Annotated in this window: 15 protein-coding genes; 10 read left to right on the top strand and 5 right to left on the bottom strand. The window is 44.6% G+C overall.

Annotation, left to right across the window (positions count from 1 at the left end):
- Positions 1-7 precede the first annotated feature (7 nt).
- The 3 genes from SDEN_RS09870 to cmoA are packed head-to-tail and all read right to left on the bottom strand — an operon-like array spanning position 8 to position 2,525.
- A complete protein-coding gene (locus SDEN_RS09870) occupies positions 8-781 on the bottom strand; it encodes an ATP-dependent zinc protease family protein (protein ID WP_011496330.1) in 774 nt (257 codons plus the stop codon).
- A gap of 23 nt (positions 782-804) precedes the next feature.
- A complete protein-coding gene (gene cmoB / locus SDEN_RS09865; RefSeq protein ID WP_011496329.1) occupies positions 805-1,797 on the bottom strand; it encodes a tRNA 5-methoxyuridine(34)/uridine 5-oxyacetic acid(34) synthase CmoB in 993 nt (330 codons plus the stop codon).
- The gene (gene cmoA / locus SDEN_RS09860) at positions 1,794-2,525 is read right to left on the bottom strand and encodes a carboxy-S-adenosyl-L-methionine synthase CmoA (protein ID WP_041405752.1); all 732 of its coding nucleotides are present in this window, start codon (positions 2,523-2,525) and stop codon (positions 1,794-1,796) included. Before cmoA ends, cmoB begins: the two co-directional genes overlap by 4 nt.
- A gap of 262 nt (positions 2,526-2,787) precedes the next feature.
- Between cmoA and SDEN_RS09855 the strand changes: the two genes are divergently transcribed.
- The 8 genes from SDEN_RS09855 to SDEN_RS09820 all read left to right on the top strand — a co-directional run bounded on the left by SDEN_RS09855 (position 2,788) and on the right by SDEN_RS09820 (position 13,181).
- The gene (locus SDEN_RS09855) at positions 2,788-5,580 is read left to right on the top strand and encodes a diguanylate cyclase domain-containing protein (protein WP_011496327.1); all 2,793 of its coding nucleotides are present in this window, start codon (positions 2,788-2,790) and stop codon (positions 5,578-5,580) included.
- A 219-nt stretch (positions 5,581-5,799) separates the two neighbouring features.
- Complete coding sequence (aspS, locus tag SDEN_RS09850) at positions 5,800-7,581, top strand: aspartate--tRNA ligase (RefSeq protein ID WP_011496326.1); 1,782 nt, start codon at positions 5,800-5,802, stop codon at positions 7,579-7,581.
- Between the two features lie 94 nt (positions 7,582-7,675).
- On the top strand, positions 7,676-8,422 hold the full coding sequence (locus SDEN_RS09845) for a YebC/PmpR family DNA-binding transcriptional regulator (protein WP_011496325.1): 747 nt from the start codon (positions 7,676-7,678) through the stop codon (positions 8,420-8,422).
- Positions 8,422-8,943, top strand: coding sequence for a crossover junction endodeoxyribonuclease RuvC (ruvC, locus tag SDEN_RS09840; protein WP_011496324.1), 522 nt, complete (start codon positions 8,422-8,424; stop codon positions 8,941-8,943). The genes SDEN_RS09845 and ruvC overlap by 1 nt, the downstream gene beginning before the upstream one ends.
- Positions 8,940-9,551, top strand: a complete 612-nt coding sequence (ruvA, locus tag SDEN_RS09835; protein WP_011496323.1) for a Holliday junction branch migration protein RuvA — start codon at positions 8,940-8,942, stop codon at positions 9,549-9,551. Before ruvC ends, ruvA begins: the two co-directional genes overlap by 4 nt.
- Positions 9,552-9,661: 110 nt before the next feature.
- Positions 9,662-10,675 (top strand): Holliday junction branch migration DNA helicase RuvB, encoded by a 1,014-nt coding sequence (ruvB, locus tag SDEN_RS09830; protein ID WP_011496322.1) that lies wholly within the window; start codon positions 9,662-9,664, stop codon positions 10,673-10,675.
- Between the two features lie 699 nt (positions 10,676-11,374).
- A complete protein-coding gene (locus tag SDEN_RS09825; RefSeq protein WP_198134636.1) occupies positions 11,375-12,229 on the top strand; it encodes a hypothetical protein in 855 nt (284 codons plus the stop codon).
- A 439-nt stretch (positions 12,230-12,668) separates the two neighbouring features.
- Positions 12,669-13,181 carry a hypothetical protein gene (locus SDEN_RS09820; RefSeq protein ID WP_011496320.1) on the top strand — a complete coding sequence of 171 codons (513 nt, stop codon included), beginning with the start codon at positions 12,669-12,671 and terminating at the stop codon, positions 13,179-13,181.
- 20 nt (positions 13,182-13,201) lie between these two features.
- Here SDEN_RS09820 and SDEN_RS09815 read toward each other — a convergent pair whose 3' ends face one another.
- On the bottom strand, positions 13,202-13,798 hold the full coding sequence (locus SDEN_RS09815; protein ID WP_041405751.1) for an ecotin family protein: 597 nt from the start codon (positions 13,796-13,798) through the stop codon (positions 13,202-13,204).
- Between the two features lie 274 nt (positions 13,799-14,072).
- Here SDEN_RS09815 and SDEN_RS09810 point away from each other — a divergent pair, with 274 nt between their 5' ends.
- Positions 14,073-15,014: an IS30-like element ISSde3 family transposase gene (locus tag SDEN_RS09810; RefSeq protein ID WP_011494504.1), complete on the top strand. Its 942-nt coding sequence runs from the start codon at positions 14,073-14,075 to the stop codon at positions 15,012-15,014.
- A gap of 206 nt (positions 15,015-15,220) precedes the next feature.
- A complete protein-coding gene (locus SDEN_RS09805; protein ID WP_011496318.1) occupies positions 15,221-16,240 on the top strand; it encodes a GGDEF domain-containing protein in 1,020 nt (339 codons plus the stop codon).
- Between the two features lie 24 nt (positions 16,241-16,264).
- Here the strand turns inward: SDEN_RS09805 and SDEN_RS09800 are convergent, their stop codons facing one another.
- Positions 16,265-18,964, bottom strand: coding sequence for a bifunctional acetate--CoA ligase family protein/GNAT family N-acetyltransferase (locus tag SDEN_RS09800; protein ID WP_011496317.1), 2,700 nt, complete (start codon positions 18,962-18,964; stop codon positions 16,265-16,267).
- Between the last annotated feature and the right edge of the window lie 89 nt (positions 18,965-19,053).

Below are 19,053 nucleotides of genomic sequence, written 5' to 3'. Positions count from 1 at the left end.
GCAGTTCCTATTTGATTACGGTTGTGACTTGATTGTTAGCTTTACCATGAATGTAAGTTTGCCCTACATCCACAATGGCGATGTCTTTCATAAATTTGCGACCCAGCAGCAAGGGGAAATCCAAATGGCTACGGTCAGTGAGGTTAAGGTCGGTTTCGGCAGAATATTTACCTATTTTAAGGTGGGCGTGGATCACAGGGCGACGATCGTCACCGGTATTAGCATCTTGTTTAATGCGAACGAAGCGCTCGACTTTGGACTCATAAGTGTTACCAGGTTGGTCAGGGCCATTGGTCATCACATCAAAACGAACCCATTCAACTCCATTGCGCTCGAATAAGACGATGTTTCTGGCATCCAAAGATGACGATTCGGCGCCGGTATCGATACGGGTGGCAAACTGAGTTTTCACTTCATCGATATAAACACTCTCCACTTCACCTAACAGGAACTTCTCGCCAGTTAAAGACTCAGGGCATTGCTGGATCACAGGCTCAACTTTGGCTGCAGGCGCAGGTATGTATATGGTTTTTGGTTTTTGAGCCATAGCCGCGCCAACTTGAGACTTAAGTTGGTTCATTTCAGATGTCATTGCAGCAATTGCCGCGTCATTGTTAGCACATTGCGCTGCAAATGCCTCTATGATCTGGGCCTGCGAATCCGCCAGCCCACTGACCAGTTCAGCATTGGTGAGACTTGGCACCTTAGGTGCTGGCTGGGGAACGGCACAGCCTGAAAGAAAAGCTGTAGCAACGGATAGAGCGATTACCTGCTTAAACATGTTATTTCCTGTCTTCTGTGTTGCTAAATTAAATCAAAATTCGGTTGATTCTTGGTGGCGATTATCGTCGCTCTTTTGGGCGCTGGATAGCCCTCAATGGTAAGATTTATATCTTTTGGATCAAGATAGTCCACTAATGACTCATTTGGCATCCAAGTTGTACTGCGCTGCTCTGCTAATGAGGTGGTATCCACATCAACACAACGTATGTTGGTAAAGTCACATTTCTTAAGCCATAACATCAATGCCGCTACCGAGGGCAGGAACCAGACATTATTCATTTTTCCGTATCTGTCCTCAGGAACCAGTACGGTGTTCTCATCACCGTCGATGACCAAGGTTTCTAATACTAATTCGCCGCCCATGCGTAACTGATCCCTTAACTGATACAAGTGATCGATGGGAGAGCGTCTGTGGTATAACACACCCATGGAAAATACCGTATCAAAGGCATCTAATGGGGGTAACTCCTCTATGCCCAAAGGCAATAAATGCACTGGGTGCTGATTTCCCGCCAAGCGTTTAATGGCTTCAAATTGACACAAAAATAGCGGGGAAGGGTCGATGCCTACCACCCTAGCTGCACCATCGCCAAGCATGCGCCACATATGGTAGCCGCTACCACAACCCACATCTAAGACTGTGCGTTTGGCCAGCGGCGAAATGTGCTGGCGTACTCGCTGCCATTTCCAATCACTGCGCCATTCGGTGTCTATGTCTATACCATGTACATTAAATGGGCCTTTGCGCCAAGGCTGAAATAACCTGAGTAGGTTCTCCAACTTCTGTTGCTGACCAGCACTTAACTGACTGCCGCTGCCTATGGTGACTGAATCGACAAAGTCTACGCTATCAGGCTCAGCATAGTTTAGCTTATTAAGCACTTTTTCCCATTTAGGTAAATTGCCATGTTTATGCTCTCGCTGCCATTTACCCAAAATGGCGGGCAAGTCTTCTAACCAATGCTGGAGAGTTGAATCGGCAATTTGTTGATAGAAGGAACTAAAGCTAATCACTTTATTGCCACCATAGATGCAAAATTAAAACACTGAAACCAGACGCTGAAATGGCTAAAGCCGCTGTCGGTTATCCTTTGTTGATGTTGTACTAATGTATCAGTTCGCATCACATTTTCAAGGGCGCTGCGTTTTTGGCTTATTTCTAACTCACTGTATCCATTAGCACGTTTGAAATCGAGATGCTGTTCATCCAATAACGTTTGTATGCATGCATCATCGAATTTCACTTTTTCAGACAGCACCAAGATGCCGCCGGGTAACATGCCGTCATAGATGCGCTTTATCAAGGTATCTCTGTCTTCAGGGGGCAGAAACTGCAAGGTAAAGTTAAGCACCACCATGGATGCATTATTGATGTCCACATTGCGGATGTCATCACAAACAAGCGTGACTTGCGTGTCGCTCACGTAGGCGGCGAGGTTTTCTTCACAGCGTTCGATCATTGACTGGCTATTATCAATGGCGATGATTTGGCATTGACGGCCTTCAATTTGACGGCGAATGCTTAAGGTCGCCGAGCCCAATGAGCTGCCAAGATCGAACACCTTGCTGTTTGGTGTGACATAACGGCGAGCAAAATCCCCTAAGGTGGCTATGATTTGGTTATAGCCGGGCACGGAGCGGCGGATCATGTCATTAAACACGCCAGCCACACGACTATCAAATTGAAAATCGCTGATGGTTTGGGCTGGCTTGGCGTAGATCCTGTCTTGTTTAGAATTCATCATTAAACAGTTAAAAAAGTGAGACTGCTATTTTAGCTAATCCTATTCAATCCCAGCAAGTATCCTACTGGTATTTTGTGGTTTTTTTTTGTTTAATAGCCGTTAATTGCAAAATAAAGGTGAATAAGCGCTAAGTTAACTGTAATTTATCTTAGCTAATATGAAGAAATGCCGATAAAGGGATGAAAAAACCTGAATCGCTCATTAATCTATTCAGACTATTTACTTTTTATGATTAATCTTCGGAGATAAAAACCTCGTCATGAAATGGTTGAGCTTAGTGCTTTGTAGCGTATTTCTTTTTCTCGGCTCCGAACTTGAAGCGGCAACGGCTGACGCGGATTTATCCTTCGATGAGCCGCTAAAATTGGTGCTTGGGGAGGGCAGTTACCCGATCCAATTTCTGAACGAAGAGGGGGAACCCGCGGGTCTGCTTGTGGACCTATGGCGTCAATGGTCCTTAAAAACCGGTATAGAGGTCATTTTTGTGGCCCGCCATTGGCAAGAAAGCTTAAATCAAATCACCAATAGCCCCAACACAGTGCATGTGGGCATGGCCATCACCCCAGAGCGTGAAAAAATATTTCATTTTGCAAACCCCATAGGCGGCATTAAAAGTTACTTGTATTTACACTCAGATATTGCATCTAAAACCACGATATCTGAGCTTATTCCATTTCAAATAGGTGTGGTAGCAGGCTCCGCCCATGAAAGTAATTTACTTACCATAGAACCTAAATTGACCTTTCGTGAGTATAAGAATCGTGAAGCCTTGCTCGAAGGGGTATCTCGGGGTGAAGTCTATGTATTTGCGGGTATTGAAGGCTACCAAAGAGGGTTAACACTGGAGAAAAATATCGGTGAAACCTTTACAGGTTCGATGCGGATCCTTATTCAAAACACCTTATTGTCACCTGCCATAGGTGCGAATAATCCTAAGTTAATAGAAGTGATCAATGAAGGATTCTCAAAACTAAATCCGCAGGAGCTTGAGCGTATTGAGCGCCGCTGGCTTGGCTATCATAGAAAGACGACGGGTATTGTTATTGCTGGGCAGGCTGGGGTTGAGCCTTTTATGGACCTTGGCCCCGATGGTCAGCCCTATGGCATGTTTATCGATATTTGGCGGCTCTGGTCGACAAAAACCGGTATTAATATCGAATTTTTAGCCAGCAATATGACCGACTCCATCACAGATGTGAGACAAGGTAATGCCGATGTGCACATGGGCTACCCAGAAAGTCATGAGCTCAATAGCGGTCTTAAGCAGGCATGGCAGATTTTTAGCCTCAAAAGCCGACTCTTTATGCATAAATCCCCACTGAACAATAAGGCTGAGCTAAAAGGGATGCGTATTGGCGTCTTTCCCACCGCCCCTTATTTATCTCAAATTACCGCACAGCTTCCCGGGGTGCATATCAAGTTTTATGACAGCTTAGGTTTAATGATTGACGCTGCTAATAAGGGCAGCATCTCTGGATTTATTGCTTCAGGGGCGATGACCACACACCACCTACTCAAAAATAAAATCTGGGCCGATTATCATCAATTTGATGGGCTCGATTTTGAAACCCAGATGTACAGTTTAACCCGCCTTGAAGACAGTGGTTTGGCTGATCGCATTAAAGCGGGCTTTATGTTGATTAATCATAAAGAGTTAGCTCAAATCGAACAGAAATGGCTGATTAACCCAGAAGACAGAAGAAGCCAAGCACAAAACTCACAGATCATTTTTTCATCTCAAGAACGCCAGTACTTGGATAGTTTAGGGGCGATAAAAATGGGCTATCTGAAGGACTGGGCGCCGATGGAATTTGAAGGCGATGACGATGAATTTTTAGGAATTAATAATGATATTCGCGAAATCATCAGTAAACAGTTAGGCATAACAATATTGCCTGTGGCCTATGATGACTGGAAGAAGTTAATGGCTGACATAGTCCAAGGGGATATTCAGCTGGTTGGCAGTGTCGGTAAACACAGGGACAGGGACTTGCTTATTTCTGCCCCCTATTGGCCATCGCCTTGGGCATTGGTCAGCAATTTTAATCAGGCCAGTGTATTCGATTTGACTCAGCTGCATGGTCAGCGAGTGGCTGTCGTCGAAGGCTATAATTTAGTTAAAGAATTAATCAGTCAATACCCAGGTATTGAACTTGTGATGGTAAAAGACATAAAAGAAGGCCTTAGTTTGGTGTCTCAAGCTAAAGTGGATGGTCTAATCGAGCAAGTGGTGACTTTGGCCAATGCCCTTAAAAATCATGACTATCCCAATTTAAAAATTGCTGTGTTAACCGACCTTGCCCAACGTCAAAGTCACATAGGCATTTATCCTGGAATTGCACCGCTACTGGAACCCCTTAACCGTGCCTTAGGTACCATAGACGAAGCCATGCAGCAAAAAATCAATCAGAAATGGGTCTCTATTGAGCTTGAGTCTGATTTTGGTAAATACCTGCACTGGTTTTTCATCTCATTGATTGTTTTGAGCATAGTGCTAGTCATTGTGGTGCTAACCTTGTTAATTAATCGCCGCTTAAAAGCAGAAATTGAACGACGCAAACAGGCAGAACTCGCCTTAATTCACCTGGCCCAGTACGACAGTTTAACTGATTTACCCAACCGAAATTTATTGGATGACAGATTGCAGCAGGCTGTGCTTTCCCATTATAGAAGTGAGTATAAATTTGCGTTGTTATTTATCGATTTAGATGGCTTTAAACAAGTTAATGACACCCATGGTCATCCAACGGGTGACGCTCTGCTTATCCAAGTGGCAGAGCGATTGAACCAAGTGTTAAGGCAATCGGATACCTTGGCCCGCTTTGGGGGGGATGAATTTGTGGTGTTGTTGAATAACATTGAGAGTTTAGCCCAAGCTAAGTTAGTGGAAAGTGCTATTCGCTCAGCCCTAACCCAAGCCTTTATTATCAACGGGGTGCAGGTGACAGTAGGCGCAAGCATTGGCATTGCCATTTATCCCGACGATGCAGATGATGCCATCAATTTGATGCGCATTGCCGACAGAAAAATGTATCAAGAGAAACATGACTGAGCCTTGGGCTAAATTTCGCCAGCCTGAACATTTTTCAGCCAGATGGATGGCCTAACAGCAAATACTTGCCCTAGAGTTCTGGTTAATTGCCTCAATCTACTTAATACTGGCAAACATCTCAGTTTAAGTGCTTTGGTTGCGGGCATTTTTTTACTATAATGCCGCCCAATTAGGGTTTTTATAAGCCGCTTGGTTTTTTGGAATAAAGGATAGGGTTGAATGCGCAGTCATTATTGTGGAGACATCAATAGGTCTCATCTGGGTCAAGAAGTTACCTTAGTGGGTTGGGTTAACCGCAGCCGTGACTTAGGCGGTGTGGTTTTCTTAGATTTACGCGACAGAGAAGGCTTAGTGCAAGTCGTCTATGATCCAGATCTAAAAGATGTCTTCGATGTGGCCAGCAGCTTGCGCGGTGAGTTTTGTGTTCAAGTTACAGGTTTAGTTCGCGCCCGTCCCGATAGCCAAATCAACAGTCAAATGAAAACCGGTGAAATTGAAGTGTTAGGCAAAGGCTTAACCATAATCAATGCGTCAGCGCCATTGCCATTAAGCATGGACAATCACCAGAATAACAGCGAAGAGCAACGCCTTAAGTACCGTTATTTAGACTTACGTCGCCCAGAAATGGCCGAACGCTTAATTTTCCGCGCTAAAGTCACCAGTGCAGTGCGTCGTTTCCTCGACAGTAACGGCTTCTTGGACATAGAAACCCCGATTTTAACTAAGGCAACCCCAGAGGGGGCCCGCGACTATTTAGTGCCGAGCCGCACCTACAAGGGTCAGTTCTTTGCCTTACCTCAGTCGCCACAGCTGTTCAAACAGTTGTTAATGATGTCAGGCTTTGATCGTTATTACCAAATCGTTAAGTGCTTCCGTGATGAAGACTTACGTGCCGACCGTCAACCAGAATTTACCCAAATCGATATCGAAACCTCGTTTATGACCTCTGAAGAAGTGATGGTCAAAACCGAAGAAATGATGCGTGGTTTGTTCCTTGAGCTATTAAATGTGGACCTCGGCGAGTTCCCTCGCATGACCTATAACGAAGCCATGCGGCGTTTTGGTTCAGACAAGCCAGATTTACGTAACCCACTTGAGTTAGTCGATGTGGCTGACTTACTAAAAGAGGTGGAGTTTGCGGTATTCAATGGCCCAGCTAACGATGAAGAAGGCCGGGTTGCCGCGCTGCGCATTCCAAATGGGGCCACGCTTTCACGTAAGCAAATTGATGATTACACTAAGTTTGTTGGCATTTATGGCGCCAAAGGCCTAGCATGGATGAAAATAAACGATTTAGCCGCAGGCATGGAAGGCATTCAATCCCCTGTGCTTAAGTTCTTAACTGAATCAATCGTTAATGACATCATCAGCCGCACTGGCGCACAAACTGGCGACATCATCTTATTTGGTGCCGATAAAGCCAACGTTGTTGCCGAAGCCATGGGCGCATTGCGCTTAAAAGCCGGTGAAGACTTTGAATTACTCGAAGGTCAGTGGCGTCCGCTTTGGGTCATCGACTTCCCCATGTTTGAAAAAATTAACGGCGGTTTCCACGCGGTTCACCATCCGTTTACTGCCCCTCGCGGCGTGACGGCTGCAGAACTTGAAGCCAACCCAGCTAACCGTGTATCCGATGCCTATGACATGGTATTAAACGGCTGCGAATTAGGCGGCGGTTCGGTGCGTATTCATAACGCTGAAATGCAAAGTGCCGTGTTCCGTATTCTGGGCATCGAAGAAGAGGAAGCCAAAGAGAAGTTTGGTTTCTTATTGGAAGCCCTACGTTATGGCACGCCGCCACACGCAGGTTTAGCCTTTGGTCTTGATCGCATCATAATGCTAATGACGGGCGCCACCTCAATCCGCGATGTGATGGCCTTCCCTAAGACCACCACAGCTGCTTGTCCATTAACTAATGCACCAGGTTTTGCTAACCCAGCTCAATTAACTGAGTTAGGTATCAAGGTGGTTGAAAAGGTGAAAGTTGCTGACGGCGAATAAGCCAAACTTAGTCGACAGTAAGACCCAGTTTGAATGTGTTACCCAGTACCGAGGCTTATGCCTCGGTCTGTTTTTATAGTAAAGGAGAAGTAATATGGCAGGTCATAGTAAATGGGCCAATATTAGGCACCGCAAAGCAGCGCAAGACGCTAAGCGTGGCAAACTTTTCACCAAATTTATTCGCGAATTAACGGTCGCAGCCCGTGAAGGCGGCTCAGATCCCGACGCCAATCCTAGGCTTCGTGCCGCAATCGATAAATCCTTGTCCAACAATATGACCCGCGACACGGTTGAGCGCGCCATTAAACGCGGCGCCGGCGAGCTGGACGGTCAGCAGTTAGAAACCATTATTTACGAAGGCTATGGCCCAGGTGGCACGGCTGTGATGGTGGAAACCATGACGGATAACCGTAACCGCACTGTATCGGGTGTACGCAATGCCTTTAATAAATCCGGCGGTAATTTAGGCACCGACGGCTCGGTGGCTTATTTGTTCACAAAATCTGGCATCATCTCTTTTGATAACAGCAATGATGAAGACGTCTTGATGGAGCAAGCCTTAGAGGCGGGCGCCGAAGATGTGATAAGCCATGATGATGGCTCAGTGGATGTGCTCACAAGCCCAGACACTTTCGGCAAGGTGAAAGATGCATTGGACAGTGCAGGCTTAAATGCCCTTAATGCTGAAGTCACCATGCTGGCCTCACTTAAAGCCGAACTTGACCTTGAAACCGCAGAAAAATTCTTGCGTCTCATCGACACCTTAGAAGATCATGATGATGTGCAAGAGGTGTATCATAACGCCGAGATTTCCGATGATGTTATGGCGCAGCTCGATTAATGGCCATCATTTTAGGGGTTGACCCCGGCTCACGCATCACAGGTTACGGCGTCATACAGTGCCAAGGACGACAGCAAATTTACCTAGGTAGCGGCTGTATTCGCACCAGCTCTGATGAACTGCCCATCCGCCTTAAGCAAATTTTTGAAGGCTTAACCGAAATCATTCGCCAATATCAGCCCGAGCAATTTGCCATAGAGCGGGTATTTATGGCAAAAAATGCCGATTCTGCCCTAAAGCTGGGTCAAGCCCGCGGCGCAGCCATTGTTGCTGCCACCTTTGCTGATTTACCGGTGGCCGAATACAGTGCCACTCAAATTAAAAGCGCGGTTGTGGGTACAGGGCGGGCGCAAAAAGCCCAAGTGCAGCACATGATCCAACAATTATTCAAATTGCCCGCGGCGCCACAGGCCGACGCGGCCGATGCCCTAGGGGTTGCCCTGTGTCATTATCACACTCACCAAAGCTTGGTGGCCATGGGCGGCCGAGCCAGTAGCAGAACTTACGGACGATACAGATGATAGGTAGATTGAACGGCATTTTAGTAGAAAAGCACGCCCCAGAAATTGTCTTGGATGTGGGCGGTGTCGGTTATGAGTTGCAAGTGCCAATGACCAGCTTTTATGAACTGCCAGAACTTGAGCAGAGTGCCACCCTGTACACCCACTTTGTGGTCAGAGAAGATGCGCAGCTGCTTTATGGTTTTATCACTAAACAAGAGCGCGCGTTGTTTCGCTTATTGATAAAAACCAATGGTGTGGGCCCAAAGCTTGCGTTAACTATTTTATCTGGCATGACCGCAGGGGAGTTTGTCTCTTGCGTGGAGCGCGATGACATCGTCACCTTGGTTAAATTACCCGGTGTTGGCAAGAAAACCGCCGAGCGTTTAGTAGTAGAAATGCGCGATAAACTAAAAAGTTTGCTTGAAGCCTCAGTGGGCAATGAGCGCGAGTTTATGCTGCAAACCAATTACACAGCGCCTGCGGCAAACGCTGAAGAAGATGCCATTTCCGCTTTAGTCTCACTAGGTTATAAGCCGCCTCAAGCAAGTCGCGCCGTCTCTAAGGCGTATAAAGAAGGCATGGACACGGAAACCTTGATTAAGCTTGCGCTTAAATCCATGTTATAGCTCCAGTGCCGCGGTTTTTGGCCGCAGTTACTTAGCTAAGCCGTGATATCTGATACGTCAGTTAAGCCTAAACCGCCCGTTAGGTCTGTTAATAAGAAAATGAGAGCGCCATGATAGAAGCAGATAGATTAATTCAGCCCCAAGTCCTTGCTCAAGATGAGCATATAGACAGGGCCATGCGGCCAAAACTCTTAGATGACTACACGGGTCAAGATGACACTCGCGCTCAGCTTAAAATCTTCATTCAAGCGGCCATAAACCGTAAAGAAGCCTTAGATCATATGTTGATCTTCGGCCCGCCAGGTTTAGGTAAAACCACCTTGGCGATGATTGTTGCCAATGAGATGGGCGTCAACATTAAGTCCACCTCAGGCCCAGTGCTAGAAAAGGCCGGCGACTTGGCGGCATTACTGACCAATTTAGATGAAGGCGATGTGCTTTTTATCGATGAAATTCATCGTTTAAGCCCTGTGGTGGAAGAAATTCTCTATCCCGCCATGGAAGATTATCAGCTGGATATCATGATAGGTGAGGGACCTGCGGCTCGTTCAATCAAGTTAGACTTGCCGCCTTTTACCTTGATTGGCGCCACCACGCGGGCAGGGGCATTAACCTCACCGCTCAGAGCCCGTTTTGGAATCCCTTTGCGGTTAGAGTTTTATAACGTCAAAGACTTATGCACTATCGTTACCCGCTCAGCCAAAGTGATGGAGCTTGCAATCGATGCCGGCGGCGCCCATGAAATCGCAAAACGCTCTCGCGGCACGCCACGTATTGCCAATCGATTACTGCGCCGTGTGCGGGATTACGCCGAAGTGAAATTTGCCGGTGAAGTCACAGAAGATGTCGCCCAGCAAGCATTAGATATGCTAGATGTGGATCAAGAAGGCTTCGATTATCTCGACCGTAAGCTATTGTTATCCATCATAGATAAATTTATGGGTGGCCCTGTGGGGCTAGATAACTTAGCCGCCGCCATTGGTGAAGACAGGGAAACCATAGAAGACGTGTTGGAGCCTTTCTTAATTCAGCAAGGATTCATCCAGCGTACCCCAAGGGGGCGCATCGTTACCCCAAGGGCGTACCAACATTTCAATATCATCACCCCCGATGTACCCAAGTAGTCATTTGATATAAAGCATATGAAAAGCCCTGTATTAACAAAAACGGTTAATACAGGGCTTTTTTGTTAACTGCGGATGTTAAATTTGTATGATTTTTCAAATAACAAATAACAAATAACAATGGACAAGAGCAGGGGATTTATTGAGTGTTAACTATCAGATTACAAAGCCGATAGGTTAGCTCCTCTCATGACGGCGCAAGTACGTCCGTGTAGCCTCGACCGCCGCATCCCTGCGACACACGCACTCGCTTACCTAACCTAAAGGCTTTCTTTTAGCGACTGTGTGGTCATTAGCAATAAAAGCCTGCAAGAAGGTATAAATTCTGCGCCTCGTTACAATAACTGTACTTATACACAGTGGCAGTGCTTTTGTGGATAATTCCCCAGTAACTGTCGTCAAATAGCTCGCAAATCATTCAAATTTGACTAAAAAGGGTTTAACAATGGGCAATCAAGTTTTTAAGGATGTTAAGTTGATGAATTTTAATCAATAGTTTTATTTGCAACAGTTTGCAACAGATTGATAAAGCGCTTTTATCAGCAACGCCTTGTTTGCTTGTGAAATCCGCAAGAAATAACCGCTTTACTTCAAACGCTTAGGCGTTGTAGCATTCGTTTAATCAATCACTTACACGATAGGCTTTATCTGGCTCGCCGTGTAGTAAGCTGTTAGATGCTCAGTATTAACTTTAGGATTATGATGTACTTATTTTTCAAAAAACAATGGTTCGGTATTCTCAGTTTAGTTATTAGTATCGGTCTATCTTCATACATGTATTTATCAAGTAAAATTGAACGAGTACCTGTTTTTCTAACCGATCCAGTACAAACTTTAGTTGCCAATGGAGATAAAAAAGGAAGTGAAAAAATTAGCGTTATAGACAATAACTCTAATTTAATTGAAGGTGATGTGATCGCAATAAAATTTAACTTTTGGAATGAAGGTCGCCATACAATCAAGTCTACTGATATATTAGAGGATCTAGTATTAACATTAGAAGGAGAGGATGTCGTTATCAGGGATCAAAATATAATAGCGTCAACAAGAGATAATGTTGTATCAGCCACACTTACTAAAATAAATGACTCATCCTTGAATCTTAATTTTAAAACACTCGAAAATAGCGATGGTTTTTCTGGTCAAATAATTTATTCTGCAAAAGGTAGTGCTAAATTAAGTTTGTCTGGTGATTTTGAAGGTGTTGAAGACAATGAAATACTAGGTGATAAAGATCTAGAAAATCGTATATTTTGGCGCTGGTATATACCAATTACAATAATCTCAATAATAGCCATTTTATCTTTCTTTGGTGTAATAGCATTATTTACAAAAATAACAAACGTAGTCGGCTCAAAGCTTAATGATAGTCATAAATCCAAATTGCAATCACTATCCAAACCAATTGGTATAACTGCAGGTGTTATTTTTTTCTTAGCTTATATGGGCTTTGCAACTCAAGCTGCTGTTAATGGTAAAGCATTAAACGAGATGCCAGAAAAACTAAAGAGTGCGCTAGTAGAAACATCTAATCGGGTAGCAGGAGGTGTCTAAGCTCCAGCCCCCAACTACCCTGCATTCGGCTTCGCACACGACTGAATAGCCAATGATGCTCCTAGCAACAAAATGGCATTTCCTCCGTCCATGGAAGTCAGATTCAGGAGGTAGAGCAACGTAGGAGCATGTTGCCGAGGTCGGTTCATTTAGAACGCCTATCTCCACCATCCTTGGTGTCGTTGTTCATCAGCTCGCATTCTTAATCAGTAAAAAGGCTAGCGGCTTCCTCTAGATCGATTCTCGCAGATAAGCCCTTGCCATTCGCTAGTAGTTAACGTTTAATAACAGTATGCTATTAAATACTGAGGACTTTCACCTCATTAGTTAATGCCCATGCTGGGCGCACATAAGGTGCTACATTCGGATAAATTACTTGCTGCGCTCCTAATTTACCGGCGAGCGCGGCGTTAGGTAACTTGGAAATATAGGAAGATAAATGAACGAGCTAAACCCAGCTTTGATATCGGCAGTATCGGCTCTTGTCGGTGCGACTATTCCTACTGTTGTTGGTTATTTTAATAACAAGGCATCTAATAAACACATGTTGAAGCTTAAAGAAATAGAATTTAAAGCTCAATGTAAAAAAGAAGAGAATGAGGAATTAAGAAAAGAAAAAGAGAGGGATAATGACAAACAAGATAAGTTATCCGAATCAAAGAAATCTCTATACCTTGAACTTGTTCTAAGTTTACAAAGCGTGATGAACGAAATTAATAGTGAAAATTTAAAATCATTTCAGTTATTGATAAATAAAATTAGTGTATTAGGTGATGTAGCGGTTGCAGAATCCGCAAATACATATTATCTAAACTTAGTTAAAAAAGGTAGCGCTTTAACTGAACTAGAGCATAATTCAATGCAAAAAGATTTAATAAATGCCATACGTCAAGTAACGTCTCTTCCTACTTTAAACTTATTTAATTTAGTCAAAATACCTGAAGAAATTTGAACACTACCTTTTTTATTTTGCTATTGGCTGTACTGCCAGGTTTCAGTTGCGCGCCATAGACGGTAACGTAATTGAGCCTGTTGAGGCAGATAAAAGACATTTTCTGAGAATTCGCCTGACTCTATCAACAAGGTTTCTCCAAGTTGCACAAAGGTCGCTTTTTTTGCTTCGATACAAGGCAGGGTGACCATAGGTGCTTCCATTAAACTCTCTAGCCAATAGTAGTGTGTCACGCCTTGGCTTGTCTTCGCTGCTTGATTAGCATCGAATGCTAACGGGATTTTTTGCACTTCACCCATGAGTCTGCGCTGATTACAGTCTTGCATAATATTAAGGCCAATTTGTACCTGTAGTTGATATTGACTGGCCTCGGGTAGAGTGTCGACCTTGATGATGTGTACTGCTTGATTGGCTGTAGGTTTAGGCAAGTTTGCAGCAAGTATCTTATCCAATCCTTTAAGCGCTGTGGCGCCGTTATCTTGATGAAAAACTTGACTAGTTACAGGGCTTGTTAGCACGACTTCAGGGGCGGGAGTTGCCTGGCAAGCCTGTATTACACTTAAGCTGATAAGCATTGTGCTCATGCGAAGTAGGGCTTTCTTAGATGAGGTTAGCATTGAAATAAGCCTTCTTTTTTCTGCAAATAAATAAATTGCAGTGGTTATTTTGGGGGGAACTTGATGTGTTGCTTGGTTTTTTTTCTTAAGTATCACTAAAATGTCCTCTATGTTCAGTTGAAGCTAGGATTAAGATTGGCCGAGGTAAGCAACCTTTGAGTTGTATTTAGCCCCGAATTCAGATAATAACTGCGACACTCTTAATTGAGGCGTAGAAGAAGCCAACTGCTGAAAGTGGTAGGCTTTATCTCGCCAAAGAAAAAAGAGTATCACTATGAGTTATCAGCAGTTGACTGAGGGAAGAAGATATCAGATTTCAGTCCTTTTAGACCAGGGTATTTCGATAGCTTTGATTGCAAAAGCTATCAATTGTCATCGTGCGACTGTCTATCGAGAACTAAAACGTTGTCATGCCCTGCAGGGTTATTGCCCTGACAGCGCTCAAGCCAGTGCGTGTAAGATGCGGCGTCATTCAGCCAAATATACCATCCCCGATACAAGAATAAACTTCGTCCGCTTCCTACTGCAACATGATTGGAGCCCAGAGCAGATTTCACGGGTGTTATCGGGCATGAACCAAGCTGTTAGTCATGAATGGATTTACCGCTTTGTGGCAAGGAATAAACGTCAAGGCGGCAAGCTATATCGCCATCTACGGCAAGGTCATAAGCGCTATCGCAGAGGTAAAAAAGAGAAAGCGCCAGCGATTAAAAATGGTACCTCTATCGACTCTAGACCTGCCATTGTTGATACTCGCGAACGTTTCGGTGATTGGGAAATCGATACCGTATTAGGCAAGCATGGGACAGGTTCAATAGTGACAATTTTAGAGCGAAAGACCCGTTTTTATTTAATAAAGAAAGTGGCCTCAAAATCTGCTGAAGATGTGACTAAAGCGACTATCGAATTATTGATGCCCTATAAGCAATATGTGCACACTATAACTGCCGATAATGGTCGTGAATTCGCTCATCATGAAGTCATAGCCAACGCGTTAGACACAACATTTTACTTTGCTCATCCGTATAGTTCTTGGGAACGTGGCGCCAATGAAAATGCCAACGGTTTATTAAGGCAGTATGTAAAAAAAGGGACTGACTTAAGGACAGTAAGCGACGCCATCATCTTATTTGCCCAGAACAGGATTAATTACAGACCTAAGAAATGTTTGAAGTTTAAGCAGCCAGCTGTTGTGTTTAAACAATTAGCCGCTTAATTTGGTGAGTGTCGCACTTCGGAGTTGAATTCGGGGCTAAGCTAATCAATAATTCTCTCCTGTACAAGGTAAAAAAATAGCAAAATCAAAAAGCGAACTATACTTAGCCTGTGCCATAAGTACAGGATGAATACTTAACCACGGCTAACCCTCAGCTAACCCCATAAAATGTCATGGCTCATTTAACTTAGAATAGGTAGACAGGGATGGAGAATACAAAAGAACTGGATCATTCGGCGCATATTCTAAGAATGGTTATTCCGCAAATGGCCAAATTGCATATTCCTGTGACTCCGGAAAACTATGCTATTTGGTATGAATATTTTTCAGAATCCAATCTCAATTTAAAACGTGCTATCGATGGCCTATTGGCCAATGAGGTGCGTTTTACTAAGCAAGTGAATCAGGGTTTGTACAATAATTTTATCCAGGAGCAATCTCCTGAAATCATTCAAAATGTACAAATAGAGACCCAAATACTGATCAAGAGTTTGTTTAATAAAATTCATCAACTGAACGATGAAACCCAAGGCTTTGCAGAGAGTTTAGAAGGGTATAATCAGCAGCTTCAAGATAACCCAACTGTGGGTGTGTTGAACGAAATCATTGTTAATATTTCTTCAGAAGTGGACTTAGTCATCAGTCACAATGAGGAGATGAAATCCAATCTCAACACCCTAGATTTTGAACTCAGTCGCCTGAAAGAGGAGATGGATAACCTCAGTAAGGTAGCGATGACAGATGAATTGACATCCCTTAATAATCGCCGTGCATATGAATTGTTTGCCGTCGAGCAAGTGGCTAAATTTAATCAGACTCAAACAGTGTGCAGCTTGTTAATGATAGATATCGATCTCTTTAAAGGCTTTAATGACACTTATGGTCACCTTATTGGGGATAAAGTCCTAGCCTATGTGGCGTTGTCATTAAAACAAGGTGTCAAAGGGGCCGACTTTGTGGCGCGTTATGGGGGGGAGGAGTTTGTCATTCTGCTGCCAGGTACCGATCTGCAAGATGCGGTAACATTGGCCAATAATTTACGTGAACTCGTGTCTCACAAACAACTTACTGTGGGCAAAGAAAAGAAACAACAATTAGGCAAGGTGACAGTATCCATTGGGGTCGCGAGTATACAGACAGGTGATGATGCCGATACCTTGCTATCGCGTGCCGATGAGAAGCTTTATGAAGCCAAACAAGCGGGCCGTGATTGTGTTAAAAGCTAATGCTTGCAGGTCGTTTCTCATAGGTTATTGGAATGATTTAGCTAAGGGCATCTCCATTTTAATGAGCTGTTCTTCCATATCAAATGACACAATAAAGCCCAATGATTTGGCTAAGCGAGCCATATTTTGATTGGTGAACATGGTATAGCCGGTTAAACGCTCTGTCCCTTGCTGCTGATAGTAACCAATGATCTTTTGTAGCAATAACTTTCCCAGCCCTAAACCTTGATAATCACTGCGCACCGCCATGGCAAACTCGGCTTCGGTATTATCAGGATCTATCGATGCGCGTACAGCCCCCAGGGTTATTGTTTCACCGTCCTTGTCATAGGTAGCAATAAAGGCCATTTCCCTTGCATAATCAATTTGCGTTAGCACCGCCATTTCTTCATGGGTCATGGCTGAGCGAGCACCAAAATATCTCAAGTATCTGTCTTCTGCGCTTAAGGCGTTATCAAAGACTAAATGTTGCGGCTCATCCTCTGGCAAAATAGGTCTTATCATAATATTCATGCCATTGTTAAGTGCCGTCGTTTCTTCTAATTCCACCGGATAAGGCATGATAGCCAGTCGATTGAGAGGCTCTGTCTCTTGAGGATTTAACTCCATTGAGACATCTAAGCAACAAATGTTATCGCCGCTAGCTAATAGTGGATTAATATCTAAGCTTTTAATTTCGGGACAGTCGATGACCAACTGTGAAATTTTAGTCAAGATGACGCATATCGCATCAAGGTCTAGACCCGCAGGCAAGTGCCTATCTTTAATCTTGTTGGTTTTTAATGCTTGAATAAGCATGTATCTGGCTAACGCCATGTTTAATGGCGGTAGGGCGACGGCAGCATCTCGAGTCGGATCCCATTCACTGCCACCTTCCCCAAGGCAGAGGGCTGGGCCGAACACTTCATCATGGATAACCGCAAGCCGTAACTCTTGTGCACCCGCGGTTAAAGCCATTTTCTGAATAATTAACCCCTCTATGTGTGCATTGGGAAGTGTCTGGTTAACCCGAATGAGCATTTGCTGTGCAGCCTGAATCAATTCAGCCTCTGTTTGCAGATTTAACATCACACAGTGAACATCACTCTTATACATTATGTCATTGGACTTAAGTTTAAGCGCCACTGGGTATCCCAGCTGCTTGGCTATCTTGAGCGCGCCTTTAGTATCAAGCGCAAAATCCGTATCTATGGTGTTTAGCCCATATGCGGCTAAGATTTCTCCAGTCTCATGAGTGGCGAGTTGATACTGGCCACGCGCGCGTGCCAAATTCAATAAATGCCGTGCCTTAACCGTGTCCTTAGGGATAAGTTTAGAGATAGAAACAGGCACTTCTTGCAGTAACTTTTGATTCCTGCGGTACTCGACCATTTGCATAAAGGCGTTAACGGCGCCTTCTGGAGTTCGATAGGTGGCAATTCCCGCCCGATTTAAAAATTTTCTAGCAGGGTAAGCCGAATCTTCTCCCGCCCAATTGGTGAGTATGTTAATGCCTTTATGGGCAGGAAGTGTGTTGATACAGTCGTGGATCTCTTGAGCTATGGTGAGGCTATCCTGGCTCGCTGAAGGTGAGTGCAAAATCAGAATAGCATCGGCATCCCCACTGTTAAAAACTACGGCTAATGCTTGGCAATAACGCTGTCCATTGGCATCTCCCACAAGATCTATAGGGTTTTGCCCCGACCAAGCGCGAGGTAATACCGCTGATAAGGCTGCTGTGGTGGCGGCAGAAAGTTGGGCTAATTTACCTCCTTTTATAATTAACTCATCTGCTGCCAATATCGCCGGGCCGCCACCATTGCTGATAATGGCTAAGCGCTCACCCTTAAGTTGAATGGAGTGAGCTAAACTTTCAACTGCCGCAAACAGTGCCACTAAAGAATGAACCCTTAACATGCCCGCGCGGCGAAAGGCGGCGTCATACACCGCATCATTACCTTGAGTGCCGCCCGTATGCAGTTTTGCCGCTTGCATGCCTTCAATACTGCGGCCAGATTTGAGCACCAAGATGGGTTTGTTTCTCGATGCCGCTCTCGCCGCTGATAAGAAGTGCCGCTTCTCATTAATGGCATCTAAGTACAGTATGATGGCGCTGGTTTGGCTGTCTTTGCCTAAATAATCCAGTAATTCATCAAAATCGACATCGGCGGCATCCCCTAAAGAAATTATCGCGGAAAAACCTATGCCTTTATTGTTCGCCCAATCCAGCACAGTAGTGCAAATTGCTGAAGATTGGGATAAGAAAGCAATTTTACCCAGTTTCGCGTTCGTGTGCGTCAAGCTTGCATTAAGGCCAATGTTGGGGAATAGCATGCCTAACGAATTAGGCCCAAGTAGCCGCATGCCGTAGCGTTTTGCATGGGCTAGGGCAAGATGAAGCAGGTTTTGGCCTGTTTCATCACTTTCTTGCGCCATGCCTGAGGCCATAATGATGGCGGTTTTACAGCCAAACTGAGCTAAGGTTTCCACTAATTCAGGCACTCTGCTGGCGCGGGTACAAATGATGGCTAAATCGGGTTTGATGGGCAGCATCATGATGCTTGGGTAGGCGAGCACCCCCATTACCGCAGTGTATTTGGGGGATACCGGCATGATAGGGCCACTAAAACCACCAGCTAGCAAATTCTTCATGACCAGATTGCCCGCCCGCTCTGGGTTCGCCGATGCGCCGATCACCGCGATGGAGCTTGGATTAAACAGGGCTTGCATGCTGCGTTGGCTCATGGGCAATCCTTTAGACTAGGCAATAAAGCCATTGAGATAAGTGGTTAATACTATACCCATTTAACAAATTTTAGGAACCAAACATAAGC

The sequence above is a fragment of the Shewanella denitrificans OS217 genome (assembly GCF_000013765.1).
Lineage (GTDB): Bacteria > Pseudomonadota > Gammaproteobacteria > Enterobacterales > Shewanellaceae > Shewanella > Shewanella denitrificans.
Note: the sequence above shows the minus strand (reverse complement) of the source record. Positions and strands in the feature narration are given on the sequence as shown.

Coding starts and splice junctions, on each gene's coding strand:
- SDEN_RS09820 (WP_011496320.1), top strand. CDS start 12,669: ATGAACGAGCTAAACCCAGCTTTGATATCGGCAGTATCGGCTCTTGTC.
- ruvB (WP_011496322.1), top strand. CDS start 9,662: ATGATAGAAGCAGATAGATTAATTCAGCCCCAAGTCCTTGCTCAAGAT.
- SDEN_RS09825 (WP_198134636.1), top strand. CDS start 11,375: ATGATGTACTTATTTTTCAAAAAACAATGGTTCGGTATTCTCAGTTTA.
- ruvC (WP_011496324.1), top strand. CDS start 8,422: ATGGCCATCATTTTAGGGGTTGACCCCGGCTCACGCATCACAGGTTAC.
- SDEN_RS09845 (WP_011496325.1), top strand. CDS start 7,676: ATGGCAGGTCATAGTAAATGGGCCAATATTAGGCACCGCAAAGCAGCG.
- SDEN_RS09815 (WP_041405751.1), bottom strand. CDS start 13,798: ATGCTAACCTCATCTAAGAAAGCCCTACTTCGCATGAGCACAATGCTT.
- aspS (WP_011496326.1), top strand. CDS start 5,800: ATGCGCAGTCATTATTGTGGAGACATCAATAGGTCTCATCTGGGTCAA.
- SDEN_RS09855 (WP_011496327.1), top strand. CDS start 2,788: ATGAAATGGTTGAGCTTAGTGCTTTGTAGCGTATTTCTTTTTCTCGGC.
- ruvA (WP_011496323.1), top strand. CDS start 8,940: ATGATAGGTAGATTGAACGGCATTTTAGTAGAAAAGCACGCCCCAGAA.
- SDEN_RS09800 (WP_011496317.1), bottom strand. CDS start 18,964: ATGAGCCAACGCAGCATGCAAGCCCTGTTTAATCCAAGCTCCATCGCG.
- SDEN_RS09805 (WP_011496318.1), top strand. CDS start 15,221: ATGGAGAATACAAAAGAACTGGATCATTCGGCGCATATTCTAAGAATG.
- cmoA (WP_041405752.1), bottom strand. CDS start 2,525: ATGAATTCTAAACAAGACAGGATCTACGCCAAGCCAGCCCAAACCATC.
- SDEN_RS09870 (WP_011496330.1), bottom strand. CDS start 781: ATGTTTAAGCAGGTAATCGCTCTATCCGTTGCTACAGCTTTTCTTTCA.
- SDEN_RS09810 (WP_011494504.1), top strand. CDS start 14,073: ATGAGTTATCAGCAGTTGACTGAGGGAAGAAGATATCAGATTTCAGTC.